Raw genomic sequence first — 13208 nt, forward strand, 5'->3', positions numbered from 1 at the left:
ACGAAACAACAAAAACATGAAACGCTTTCTCGCTTTTGTCAAAAAAGAATTTTTCCACATCCTGCGCGACCGGCGAACGCTGCTGATTCTGTTCGGGTTGCCGTTTGTTCAGGTGATTTTATTTGGTTTTGCGCTGACAAATGAGATCAAAAACGCCAAAATCGCGCTGCTGGATTATGACCACGGTCAGCACAGCCGCCAGCTCACGGACCGGCTCTTATCGTCGGGCTATTTTCAGGTGGCGGAAAATCTGCAATCGTATAAAGAGTTGGAGGCCGCTTTCCGGCGGGGTGTGGTGAAAATGGCCATCGTGTTTCCGGCCAACTTTACCAACGATTATACCCACGGCAAACAAGCACAAATTCAACTCCTGGCCGACGCCTCGGAGCAGAACACGGCAATCAGCCTGACTAATTACGCCACGGCCATTATTCAGGACTACTTGCGTGAACAAACTGGCGCGGTTCAGGCGCTCCCCTTGGCAATTGACATTCAGACCCGAATGGTGTTCAACCCAGAGCTGAAAGGGGCGTTTGTGTTTGTGCCGGGCGTGATGGCGCTAGTGTTGCTGCTGGTGTCGGCCCTGATGACCTCGGTGACTATTGCCCGCGAAAAAGAAACCGGTACGATGGAAGTGCTGATGGTATCGCCCCTGACGCAATTGCAGATTCTGTTCGGAAAAGTATTGCCTTACTTGCTGATGTCGTTTTTGAACGGCTGTCTGATCATTGCGCTGGGCGTCTGGCTGTTGGGTGTGCCGATGCAGGGCAGCTTGCTCTTGCTGCTGGCCGAAACGCTGCTGTTCATTTTCCTGGCGTTGTCGATTGGTATTCTGATTTCCACGCTGGCGGAGACGCAGTTGGTGGCCATGTTTGCCTCGCTGGTCATTATGCTGCTGCCCACCATCTTTCTGTCCGGGTTTATTTTTCCGGTGGAAAGCATGCCCCGACCCCTGCAACTTATTTCCAGCATCATTCCGGCCAAGTATTTCATCGCCATCGTGAAAGGCATCATGATCAAAGGCGTTGGGCTGACTTATCTGTGGAAAGAAACGCTCACCCTGTTGACGATCTCGCTGGTTTTGACCGGCCTGAGTTTACGAAATCTTAAAACGCGCCTCGCATGAACCGCATTGGCTATATCATTGAAAAAGAATTCAAGCAGATTTTTCGGAACAAAGTGTTGTTGCGGATGCTGCTGGGAGCACCCGTTATGCAGTTGATTCTGCTGTCGTATGCGGCGAATTTTGAAGTAAAAAACCTGACGATTGCCGTGGTCGATCAGGATCATACGACGTATTCCCAGCGGATGGTCAGCAAGTTTCGGTACATTGATAATTTTCGTTTTCTGGGTTATTTGCCCGCCTACAAACCTGCTTACCAGCAACTGCTCTCCGGCAATGCTGATCTGGTGTTGGTTATTCCGCCCCATTTCGAACGGGATTTGGGGAAAGAAAACCGGGGTGCCGTCCAACTCTTGGTGAACGCCATCGATGGGTCAAAGGCGGGGATCGCAGCGGGGTACGCCCAGCAGATTATTCGAAGTTTTAACGAAGACGTGCGGGCGGAAGCCTTGGCGGTTAGTACGACTGGATTGGCGCGGGTGACGATTGAAAATCAATACTGGTTTAATCCCCGACTGGAGTACAAAACGTTCATGGTTCCCGGCATTCTGTTTGAAATTCTGATTTTGGTCGGCGGGCTGATTGCGGCGCTCAACATCGTGCGGGAAAAAGAGATTGGCACCCAGGAGCAACTCAACGTAACGCCCATTCGGAAATACGAATTTATTCTGGGCAAACTGATTCCCTTCGTGATCATTGGTCTGGTGCAATTCAGTCTCGGCCTGCTGATCGGCGTATTCTGGTTTCGGATTCCGTTTGAAGGAAGTTTGGCGTTGATGTACGGGTTTGCGTTTCTGTTTTTGCTGCTCAGCGTGGGCCTGGGCCTGCTGATTTCGGCGGTTTCGGATACGCAGCAGCAAGCCATGTTTGCCGCTTTCTTTTGTCTGGTCTTGTTTATTCTGTTGAGTGGGCTGTTTTCGGCCACGGAAAATATGCCCGGTTGGGCGCAGTACCTCAATGTGATCAATCCGCTCAAATACATCATCGAAGTGGGCCGGAACGTGATGCTCAAAGGCAGCACATTCCGGGATGTACAGCAACAGGCGATTACGCTGGCCCTGATGGCCCTGGCGCTGATTAGCCTGGCTTCGTGGAGCTACCGAAAAACGGTTTAGGCGGCTTTATTCCCAAATAACCTCGATTACCTCGCGCTTCAGATCGACCGTTGTTTGTTTCTCGTGGTTGGCGCGGGTTAGCGTGATTTTCCCATTCTGAACCCGAACCGATTCCTGATTCAGAACGCGGGTGGCGTCTTTTTTGCGGAAAACCGATACGCTTGGTTCGGTATAGTCGGCTAATTTGAGCGTATACGTTTTGCCGGTTACGGTCACGGATTTAGCCGACGGGGCAACAAACTGTCCTCTCGCCAAAGCCAGTGCTCGCGAAGCCTGCGGCACGCCGTAGCCGATAAAGTTGTTGCCGTAAGGATAAAGGTGTGATGATTTTTCGATAATGGAAATCAGCTCTTTATTGGTAAGTTTCGGATTAGCTTGCATCAGACAGGCCGCAAAACCGGTGATGACGGGAGCGGATAACGACGTACCATACAACGAAAAACACGAAACGTTGGGCTTCAGGTAAGGCAGAAATTCGGGGCCGATGCTGCTGTAGCCAATGCGGTTCCAGACGCGGGCATTGGTGGCCCCCACGGCCAAAACGCCTTGGGCGTCGGCGGGCGTGGAGATGATGCGCCACGCCCGGTCGTCGCCTTCGTTACCGGCGGACACAATGACCAGAATGCCTTTTTTGTCGGCGGCCAGTTGCGCCGCTTTGCTGATGAGGCTGGTATGACCGTCCATCTGCGCGGGCTGGTAGTTTTCTTTTGGATCGGAGAAGCCTTTGGCGTAGCCCAGTGAGGTGTTGATGATTCGGACGCCAAGGCTATCCATCCATTCCATCGCCGAAATCCAGTTGTCTTCTTCGCCCCGGAACTCGCGGCCACCGTGGTCCGTGCGGGCCAGGTAAAAGGAAGCGTCGGTAGCCAGCCCATACTGAATGTTTTCGGTTAGATCAACGCCCGCAATGGCGGCCATGACTTCCGTGCCGTGAAAATCCGACATGCTTTCCAGCGAGCTGAAAAAGCGGTTGGACGGACGCAGTTTATTGACGTAATCACGAATGTCGCGAATGCCGTTGCGTTTGAAAATGTGCTTCAGGGCGCTGGTGGAATCGGCTCCGAAAAAGCCGGCGTCGATAACGCCGATGGTTACGTTTTTGGCCGTAAGACCGGATGTAGTGAATACGTTAGCCTGAATCTGCGACATCACGGGGGCCATCTGCACTTGGCTACCAGGAATTTCTGTGCTGGTGATGACCAGATTTTTATCGATTGGTACGAGGCTTTTCACAAAGGGCAACCGACGCACCTGCTGCATTTGCGTAGTGGTCAGCTCCGCCGAAACGGCATTGAGCCAGCGGGAGCGAAACAAAGGGCGTATTCCCTGCTGGCTTAGCTGCTCGAGGTACGATGAATTAAGGGGAAGATCAGTTTCGTCAATGGATAAACCCTGATTCTGTCGATTAACTACGGAAAGGGGAGAAAGGGAAGGAACCGCCGATAAGGGTTTGTCAGCCAATAAAATCCAGAATTTTGTTTGGGCCAGCGTCGTGGAAGAAAGTCCAGTGGTCAGCCCTAAAAACAGGGCGATAATTTTTTTCATTGAAAGGAAACTGTCAATTTTATGGCTTAAGATACAAACAAAAATCGAAGAATTGAACGGGAACGCAGATTGGGTAAACCAGAACCATCGTTACTAAATCAATAAATTGGTAAACTAGTAGGGTCTGTTTTCCGCCGCCTTCTTGTCAATAATTTTTTTATGCGCTATAATCAACTATCCAACGAATTGTTTGTCCGGAACCGGAACCGGCTGGCTGCCTTACTTAAGCCTAAATCCCTGGTGGTGCTGAACGCCAACGACATCATGCCAACCAATGCCGACGGGTCCATGGGTTTTCGGCAGAATACCGATCTGTTTTATCTTTCCGGCGTCGATCAGGAAGAAACCCGGCTGGTGTTGTTTCCCGACCATCCCGACGAAAAATACCGCGAATTGCTGTTTCTCCGCGAAAGCAGTGAGCTGATCGAAATCTGGGAGGGGCACAAGCTCACCAAGGAAGAAGCCGAGCAGTTGACGGGCATTCCGCAAAGCCAGATTTACTGGACGCACCAATTCGAAACCGTGTTTGTGAACCTCGTTTTTGAGGCCGAGCAGGTTTACCTCAGCACCAACGAACACACCCGGAACTCGTCGGAGGTGGAAACGCGCGAAAGCCGCTACATCCGCGAATTCAAAGAAAAATACCCGCTGCACCGCCTCGAACGACTGGCACCGCTGATGCATAACCTGCGCGCCATCAAGCAGCCGGAAGAAGTAGAACTGCTGAAAGAGGCTGTACGAATTACGGAAGACGGTTTCCGGCGGCTCCTGAAGTTCGTAAAACCGGGCGTCTGGGAATACGAAATCGAAGCGGAACTAGCGCATGAATACATCCGGCAGCGCTCGCGCGGATTTGCCTACCAGCCGATTATCGCCACGGGGGCCAATGCCTGCGTGTTGCATTACCTGGAGAACAGCATGGAGTGCAAGGCCGGGGAGGTAATTCTGCTGGACGTAGCCGCCGAATATGCCAATTACAATGCCGATCTAACGCGGACCATTCCCGTGAGTGGTCGGTTTACCCAACGCCAGAAAGACGTGTATAGCGCCGTGCTGCGGGTGATGAAGGAGGCAACGGCCATGCTGGTGCCGGGCAATATCTGGGACGAATACCACAAGGAAGTCGGCAAGATTATGGAATCCGAACTGATTGGCCTTGGCCTGCTGAAGAAACACGAAGTGGAAGCGCAAAACCCCAATGCGCCGCTTTACAAGAAATACTTCATGCACGGAACGTCGCACTTCCTGGGGCTGGACGTACACGACGTTGGCAACAAATACCGCCGTTTCGAAGCGGGAATGGTCTTTACCTGCGAACCCGGCATCTACATCCGCGAGGAAGGCTTGGGGATTCGGCTGGAAAATAACATCGTGATTACCGAAAATGGCAACATCGATCTGATGGCTTCCACGCCGGTGGAAATCGAGGAAATCGAAGATCTGATGAACGAATAAACGCCGTTCGCCCGGAAGATTGAACAAAATAAAAAACCTCCTGACGGTGACAAAATCGCCACTTTCAGGAGGTTTTTGCTTCGTGAGCAGCTTAGTCTACAAATTGCCGACGTAGCTTTTCGCCCGTGGCCCGCATGCTTTCCGGCCACGATCCGCCGTTTCCTTCGGCAAACAGATCATTCCCCGGAATGCCCAGCCGCCAGCGAACTACTTTATTGTTTTCCGGATTGTTACCATCTTCGCGCAGGTAAATATCGGAGGCTACAATGTCCTTTCGAAAGCGCATGATCCGCCGAAGCTCTTTTTCAACCAGGTCGAGCAACTCGGGCGATTCGTCAAAGCCCACTGTTTGCAGATCCATTTTAATGCCCTCTATATTGTATTCCATAGTGATTCTCTTTTGTTGTTAAAGAACTGAACTACCCTTAAAACCGAAATAAAGCCGCTGCTGTTATCGGTTCCTGCTGTCCAAGCAGATTTACTTCGTCCAGAACGTACACTTCGCCGTTATACCGCATGGTCAGCAAGGCTAGTTTGTCGATCAGCGATTCGCTCTCTTCCTGCTGGGAATCGTGAATGGTAAGCGCCATTGTTTCTTCGTCGAAGTGCCCCCACACATCGGTATGGGTCTGCACAAAAAGGGCTTCGATTCGTGCCGATGCGGCGGCTTCCAGCAGTTCCCGGATATCAGTAGAGCCTAATCCGTTATCGTTGTTATTTTGGTACTGCTCGATGCGCAGCTGTCGTTTTGTTTCTAAGCTATCCCCCAACAGCTCGTTGGCCATGCGGTGAATTTCGTTAATGTCAACGTTGTCAAAATTACCCGTTAGACCGCTTTCGTGCAGATGCGGATAGGTATTAACTTCCCGGTAAATAGGCTGCAAATACTCTACGGAGGCGATAACGAGCGGCGCGTTTTGATCACCAATCAGGTTGCGAATGCCTTCGTCGATCAGGCGGAAGAAATCGGCCAGAAGGTGATTTTTTTCCTTATTAGCCAGATCGTCGCTGGTGTACATGGCCGCTACGCCCCCCTGACCCGCCATACCGGCATTGAATCCCTGCAACTCTTTCTCGAACCGGTAGTATTTCGTCACTTTATCCATGCTGGACGGCATTTCTTCCTCCGAATCGAGTGGGACGATAGAAAAATAATTAGCCCGGTAGAGGGCCACTCCGTTTTTGCCAAGTTGCAACACGTAGTATTCCGGGAAAGGTTGGGCAAACGGAAGCAACGGCTGCAATAGAAAGCGGGAATTTATATGAAAGGTATTCTCCAACGGCAGCGGACTGTGGTAAACCGCAAAGTAGTCGGGGTTTCTGAAAGCCGCCAATCCTTCTTGCTGGTGACGCCAGAAATTCGGATCGTCGAGCAGGGTTTCCAGCGGCTGCATTAACTCGTCAATCTCCTCCGGGCGTACCTCCTGACTCTTCAGCGTTTGCCTGGCTGTTTGAATATGATTCTTAAACGTAAGCGCATCCTGCCGTTCGAGAACCTCTTTCCCCCGGCGATGGGTGGGCATAAAAATAGATATAGAATGCTTGTGCTTCTGCTCGGCTAGTTCGAGCAATTTCTCTTTTCCTGAATTGATTAAAACCATAACGTTGCCTTTTATCCGGTAAGCGTGGAAGCCGGAGTTTCAAAAAATGTTGTACTATTTCTTTATTATACTAACTAAAAGAAAGCACAGGTGGCTTGGAGATAATGCAATTCTAAGGTTTTTCTAAGCTTTTTCAGAACAAAGATCGGGCGGTTTTTCTGGATTTAAACGGCCTGAATAAGCCGCCGGATTTTGGGGTTAAGCTTGGTCTACGCAGGTATAGATCTGGCGAATAGCCCGCTCAATGCGCTGCCAACCTTCGTCCGATTGCAGGTCAATATCGAACAGCTTGTAGTTAGCCGAGGCTAAAAAGGAAAGTTGCGTAATGGCCGCCAGCAGGATGGCGGCGACCGCTTTGGTATCGTGACGGGTATCCGGCGAAAGCTGGTTCACCAATTTTTGCAACGCCTCTTGCCGGGTTTGGGTCATGTGCGCACTTAGGGCCGAACCTGAGTTGGCTATTTCCCATTTCAGTAGCTCCTGGGCAACGCGGCGGTGCCTGAACGCCCGTGCAAACTGAACCATATAATCCGACCAAACCTGATTTTGGGAAGAGGTAGTCATCCTTTCCCGATTATTCTCCAGAAACTGATCGTTAAAAATCGTCCAGAAATCACTCTGCTCCGTGAAGGATTGCATAAGCCCTTCGTAGCCACCAAAATAGCGATAGATCAATACCTTGTTGATGCCCGCTTTGTCGGCAACTGCGTTGATTCCGGCTTTGTCAGCACCCTGCTCGGCAATAACGTCTCCCAAGGCAGCCAGGATGCGTTGCATGGTCATCTGACGATTCCGTTTAGCTATCTTTTTCATGAAGCAGCAACCCGTTTAAACGTTACTTTTTTCGGCTGACTTACGGCGGAGTTTTACGCATTAATAGTTGCAAAACCTAAAGTAAGTTCGATTCATGCAAGAAGCAAAAAAGAGTCTTTTTATTAATAGAATACTTAGTTAGCGTGTTAAAAACGAGTTTGTTAGGTGTTTTTTGTCCTTTTAAGCATCGTCTCCGTTTAAATGTTCCAGGAAGACCCATAGAACGCTGCCAGCAGTTCACGCCTGCGTCGCGACGGCTTTTCTAAAAGGGTAGAGAAAAAGCAAGAATGTAACGATTTTTTGGATGCATAAACAAGCGCAATCTGAGGGGAATCAGCGCTCGGGGTAGGCTTCTAGTTGCCGCGCTAAATCGTGGATCGCTTCCTGGAGTTGCTGGCGCGATAGCGTAATTTCCAGTTGACAGGGAAAATCATTGTAGGGATGCCACGAAGGCGTCAGGTCATGATCTAGCTGCACTTGGAGGTGATACTGCTCCGCGGGTAAGGCTACCAGTTCCATGCTCAAACCCGGCTCGGAGAAGTTAAGGGTAAGGTGGCTGCTGGACTGGTTCGCGATTTTTTGCAGGTTTTCCAGCAGTCGGTTGAGTTCCCAGGTCCGTATGGGGGTTTCCTGGGTGTGTTTTTCCTGGTTGGAAACCGTTGATAATTCGCAGAGGAGGCTGTTTCGGTCGCGCCAGTCGGCATCTTCGGGACTATAGCCAATAATCTTAAATTCAAAGGTGCCGGTAGAGGAAGTGAGTCTCATGGTGTTAAGAACTTTGATGTGAGTTAACCTTAAAACAATTATTTTAGGGAGGGGGTTTGATGAAATAGGGGCAAAGCTCATTTTTTAATGACGAAGCGAATCTTTTTAGAGCGAGGTGCCTGACCGCTTGACGCGGGTTTCTATCTTTGCGGTCGATTTCAATTAAGAATTACTAATCAATAACTACCAAACCACAAACATGGCAAAAGTGCTGATTATCGGTGCCGGCGGTGTAGGCAGTGTCGTAGCCCACAAGTGCGCGATGAATTCCGATGTATTTACGGAAATTATGCTGGCCAGCCGAACACTTGCTAAATGTGACAAAATTGCCGCCGAAATTAAAGAATTACACGGCGTAACGATACAAACGGCCCAGGTCGATGCCGATGTGGTGGCCGAAACGGTGCTGCTTATCAAACGGTTTAATCCGGTATTGGTCATTAACGTGGCTTTGCCTTATCAGGATCTGCCCATCATGGATGCCTGTCTGGAAACCAAAGTTCATTATTTAGATACGGCCAACTACGAACCCAAAGACGTTGCTAAGTTTGAATACAGCTGGCAATGGGCTTATAAAGAGCGGTTTGAGCAGGCAGGCCTGATGGCCTTACTTGGCTGCGGCTTCGACCCGGGTGCCACCCAGGTGTTCACGGCTTACGCAGCCAAGCATCAGTTCGACGAAATGCATTACCTCGATATTGTGGACTGCAACGCCGGCAATCACGGGAAAGCATTTGCTACTAACTTTAATCCGGAAATCAATATCCGCGAGATCACCCAACCGGGCCGCTACTGGGAAAACGGCGAATGGGTCGAAATCCCGGCCATGTCGATTCATAAGCCGATCGAGTACCCCGGAATAGGGGAGCGGGAGTCGTATGTGCTGTATCACGAAGAACTTGAGTCGCTGGTTAAAAACTTCCCAACCCTGAAACGCGCCCGTTTCTGGATGACCTTTGGGCAGCAGTACATCACGCACTTGCAGGTGCTGGAAAATGTGGGCATGACCAGCATTAAGCCGATCCAGTTCCAGGGCATGGACATTGTGCCGCTAGAGTTTCTGAAAGCGGTATTGCCGCCGCCCGACTCATTGGGTGAGAATTATACCGGACAAACCTCCATTGGCTGCCAGATCAAAGGCATCAAAGATGGTCAGGAAAAAACTTATTTTATCTGGAACAACTGCGACCATGCCGAAACGTACAAGGAGGTGCGCGGGCAGGCCGTAAGCTATACAACGGGTGTGCCTGCCATGATTGGCGCCATGCTGATGCTGAAAGGCGTCTGGATGAAACCAGGCGTTTGGAACTGCGAAGAACTTGATCCAGATCCATTTATCGAACAGATGAATCGCCAGGGTCTACCCGTCCAGGACAAGGTGAACGAACCACTGAGCGTAGAAGCTTAGGCAGCTTACTGAGTAATTAATTACAGCGAAAAACCACCGGCAACCCCGGTGGTTTTTCGCATTTAAGGGGACTTTTTCCACTTGACTAACCCATCTCCCCCAATTTGCGACGTTAAGTAAAAAAGGCTCTTTTTTGGTCACCCAGAAAAGGGGATATTGCCTAACTGCCTCACTGCAAGCCAATTCATTATGGTATTATCGTAGCTAGTAATCATCAAATACAACGGATTATTTCTATGAAAAAAGTTCTACCATTGATGGCAATGCTTAGCCTCATGAGCTACGCGTTTGCCCAGGAGCGCGAGGTGACGGGACGCGTTACGACAGCCGAAGAGGGGACACCACTGCCCGGCGTGACGGTGCAGATCAAAGGCACAACGCGGGGCACAACCGCCGGGGCCGACGGAGCCTATCGCATTAGTGTCGGCGGAGAAAATACCCTTATTTTCAGTTTTATTGGCGTCGAATCGCAGGAGGTTAGGGTAGGCACGCAGACGACGATCAACGTGGCGCTGAAAGCGGATACCAAACAGCTTCAGGAAGTGGTCGTTACGGCCCTGGGTGCCCAGCGGGAAAAGCGGACGCTAGGTTATGCCGTTTCTGATTTGAAGGGCGAAGAACTGACCCGGTCGGGAGAAGCCAACGTCATTCAGGGGTTGGCCGCCAAAACGGCAGGCGTGATTGTCACGGGTTCCGCCGGGACACCGGGAGCTTCGAGTAAGGTGGTGCTGCGCGGACCTTCGACGTTTACGGGGCAGCAACAGCCTCTTATTGTGGTGGACGGCGTACCGATTAATAATGAAACGTTCACGTCTTCTTCGGCTGATTATCCGTACAATGCCAACTTGCAAGGGGTGAACAACTCGAACCGGGCGCTGGACTTGAACCCGGACGATATTGAGTCGGTGACGATCCTGAAAGGCCCCGCCGCCGCTGCCCTGTACGGTGCCCGGGCTGGAAACGGAGCCATTGTGTACACCACCAAAAAAGGACGCAAGCAAAAAGGCATCGGTATTACGCTGAACTACCGCCTGGAACTCTCGCAGGTGAACAAACTGCCCAAATTGCAACGGGAATACGCCCAGGGCGTTGGCGGAAAATACATTACGGCCGATGCCGGACCAGACAACCAGCATGGAACCGACGATGACGGGAATATCGGGAGTACCAACAGCTGGGGACCGAAAATCGCGAGTGACCCAACGCTGCAATCGTTTGATAATGGGGGCAATTTCTTTAAAACGGCGGTGTCGCACAATACGAACGTGGCGTTGGTTGGGGGCAATGAAAAAGCCAACTTCCGAATCGCATTCGGGAATCTAACCCAGAACGGGGTGATCCCAAACACCGATTATGTTCGGAACAACGTGCGGATTACGGCGGAAGGAAACATGCTCGATAACCTCAAAATTGGCGGGACAGCGAGTTACACCAAATCGGGCGGCGTTAAAGCGCAGAACGGAAGCAACCTGGCGGGGGTTATGCTGAGTTTGCTTCGCGCACCCGCCTCGTTCGATTTGCGCAATTATCAGTTTGAGAACGGGTTCAATCGCAATTATTATTACTCGTATGACAACCCATATTATACGGTCTATAAAAATCCATTCACGGATGACATCAATCGGTTTCTGGGAAATGTGTTCGTTAATTATCGTCCGTCCAAGTACTTCGATCTGACCTACAAAGTCGGTGCCGACGCGTATTCGGACTTCAGACGGCAGGTTTTTGCCATCAGTTCCAACGGGGATGACAACGGACAGCGGTATGGGCAGGTTAATTACGACAACATCACGAGCCGCGACATCTATGCCGATTTAATCTGGCGGGGCGAGCACCGGTTTACGGAGAAAATGGGCGTTAACTATACCCTCGGTCATAATATTACGACGTATAATTTTACGAGTAACTTCGCCCGGGGCCGGAACCTGTCCATTCCGAATTTCTACAACCTGGGCAATGCCGCCGAATTGTATGCTTCCAACGGGGTCGATCAGCGTCGGTTGACAACAGCCGTATTTGGGCAGCTTGATTTTGACCTGGCCGACCAGCTGTATCTCTCCGTCGGTGCCCGGAACGAGTGGGCTTCTACCTACGAGCGAACAATTAAAAATAATTTCTTGTATCCTTCTGTCTCGGCTTCCTGGATTTTTACGGAAAATCTGCCGGAAAGCAGCCTGTTGTCATTTGGTAAACTGCGTCTGGCGTATGCCGAAGCGGGTATTCCTCCCGTACCGTATCGGACCCGGACATACCTAAGCAAGCCCTCCTTCACCGACGGCTTCACCAATGGCTTGAACTTTCCGTACAACGGCATCAATGGGTATGCGTATAACAATGGGGTTGTGGGTACGCCGAACCTGCGCCCGGAACGCGTGAAAGGAACCGAATTGGGCTTGAATCTAAAGCTGTTGCAAAATAAGCTGGATCTGGACGTAACGCTTTACAACCAGAAAACCGTCGATATTCTGCTTTCGCAGCCAACGGCACCCGCGTCGGGGTTTCCGGCGCGCTACATCAACGCGGCTTCGTTGCGTAACCGGGGCGTAGAGGTGATGCTGGGGATCAATGCTCTTAAAACGCCGGCATTTTCCTGGGATGTCGCCCTGAACTGGTCCATGAACCGCAGCAAAGTGCTGAGTCTGATCGAAGGAGTCAGTGAAGTAAGTCTGGAATCGGCTTTTACGGGGATTGGTGGGTATGCCATTGTGGGTGAGCCGCTTGGCGTCTTATACGGCAGCAAGTGGGAGCGCAATGAGCAGGGACAGTTCTTGATTGGTGCCGACGGATTGCCCATTTTACAGGAAAAGCAGGGAAACATTGGCAACCCTTATCCCACCTGGTTGGGGAACGTGCGCAATACGTTTACCTACAAAGGAGTTTCGTTAACGGCGCTGCTGGATATTCGCCGGGGTGGAGCCATCTGGAACGGAACCTACGCCCGTCTGCAACGATTGGGTGTTACGCAGGAGTCGGCTGATCGGGAGCGCACGTACGTGATACCAGGGGTTTTAGAAGATGGCACGCCTAATAACATCGCTATTCCGGCGGTGGATTATTATTCGTTTTATGTGGGCGATAGCGGTGGTGCTGCCGAGGAATTTGTGGAAAATGTGAATTGGGTGCGTCTGCGCGAGTTAGGCCTGAGCTACCGCTTCAAAGTAGGCAGGAAGTTTCTCGATTATGTCGATGTATCATTTACGGGCCGCAACCTCTGGCTCAATACCAATTACAAAGGTGTTGATCCCGAGACGAGCCTAACGGGCGCTGGTTCGAACCTGCAAGGCTTCGACTACTTCAACAACCCAGGAACCCGGTCTTATATTTTTGGGGTCAATATCGGCTTCTAGAAAGTGCCGCCCCCCTTCAGGCAACCCATCGACAAA

At 51.0% G+C, this 13208-nt stretch carries 10 protein-coding genes; 5 read left to right on the forward strand and 5 right to left on the reverse strand.

The window, feature by feature from the left end; all coding sequences use genetic code 11:
- Positions 1–16 precede the first annotated feature (16 nt).
- Together L0Y31_RS14275 and L0Y31_RS14280 are read left to right on the forward strand one after the other, a co-directional pair.
- The gene (locus tag L0Y31_RS14275) at positions 17–1126 is read left to right on the forward strand and encodes an ABC transporter permease (protein WP_234733752.1); all 1110 of its coding nucleotides are present in this window, start codon (positions 17–19) and stop codon (positions 1124–1126) included.
- A complete protein-coding gene (locus L0Y31_RS14280) occupies positions 1123–2238 on the forward strand; it encodes an ABC transporter permease (protein WP_234733753.1) in 1116 nt (371 codons plus the stop codon). Before L0Y31_RS14275 ends, L0Y31_RS14280 begins: the two co-directional genes overlap by 4 nt.
- A gap of 6 nt (positions 2239–2244) precedes the next feature.
- Here L0Y31_RS14280 and L0Y31_RS14285 read toward each other — a convergent pair whose 3' ends face one another.
- The gene (locus L0Y31_RS14285; protein WP_234733754.1) at positions 2245–3783 is read right to left on the reverse strand and encodes a S8 family serine peptidase; all 1539 of its coding nucleotides are present in this window, start codon (positions 3781–3783) and stop codon (positions 2245–2247) included.
- A 159-nt stretch (positions 3784–3942) separates the two neighbouring features.
- Between L0Y31_RS14285 and L0Y31_RS14290 the strand changes: the two genes are divergently transcribed.
- Positions 3943–5238 carry an aminopeptidase P family protein gene (locus L0Y31_RS14290; RefSeq protein ID WP_234733755.1) on the forward strand — a complete coding sequence of 432 codons (1296 nt, stop codon included), beginning with the start codon at positions 3943–3945 and terminating at the stop codon, positions 5236–5238.
- A gap of 91 nt (positions 5239–5329) precedes the next feature.
- Here the strand turns inward: L0Y31_RS14290 and L0Y31_RS14295 are convergent, their stop codons facing one another.
- The 4 genes from L0Y31_RS14295 to L0Y31_RS14310 form a co-directional block, all read right to left on the reverse strand.
- Positions 5330–5626 carry an HPF/RaiA family ribosome-associated protein gene (locus tag L0Y31_RS14295; RefSeq protein ID WP_234733756.1) on the reverse strand — a complete coding sequence of 99 codons (297 nt, stop codon included), beginning with the start codon at positions 5624–5626 and terminating at the stop codon, positions 5330–5332.
- Between the two features lie 37 nt (positions 5627–5663).
- Positions 5664–6839, reverse strand: coding sequence for a baeRF7 domain-containing protein (locus L0Y31_RS14300; protein WP_234733757.1), 1176 nt, complete (start codon positions 6837–6839; stop codon positions 5664–5666).
- A 198-nt stretch (positions 6840–7037) separates the two neighbouring features.
- Positions 7038–7652, reverse strand: coding sequence for a TetR/AcrR family transcriptional regulator (locus L0Y31_RS14305; protein ID WP_234733758.1), 615 nt, complete (start codon positions 7650–7652; stop codon positions 7038–7040).
- Positions 7653–7985: 333 nt separating this feature from the next.
- Complete coding sequence (locus tag L0Y31_RS14310; protein ID WP_234733759.1) at positions 7986–8417, reverse strand: WapI family immunity protein; 432 nt, start codon at positions 8415–8417, stop codon at positions 7986–7988.
- A gap of 175 nt (positions 8418–8592) precedes the next feature.
- Between L0Y31_RS14310 and L0Y31_RS14315 the strand changes: the two genes are divergently transcribed.
- Both L0Y31_RS14315 and L0Y31_RS14320 read left to right on the forward strand, forming a co-directional pair.
- Entirely contained in the window at positions 8593–9825 is a 1233-nt protein-coding gene (locus L0Y31_RS14315; protein WP_305067610.1) for a saccharopine dehydrogenase family protein, read from the forward strand.
- A 236-nt stretch (positions 9826–10061) separates the two neighbouring features.
- Entirely contained in the window at positions 10062–13172 is a 3111-nt protein-coding gene (locus L0Y31_RS14320; RefSeq protein WP_234733761.1) for a SusC/RagA family TonB-linked outer membrane protein, read from the forward strand.
- Positions 13173–13208: the final 36 nt, after the last annotated feature.

This window comes from Tellurirhabdus bombi, assembly GCF_021484805.1.
Classification (GTDB): Bacteria; Bacteroidota; Bacteroidia; order Cytophagales; family Spirosomataceae; genus Tellurirhabdus; species Tellurirhabdus bombi.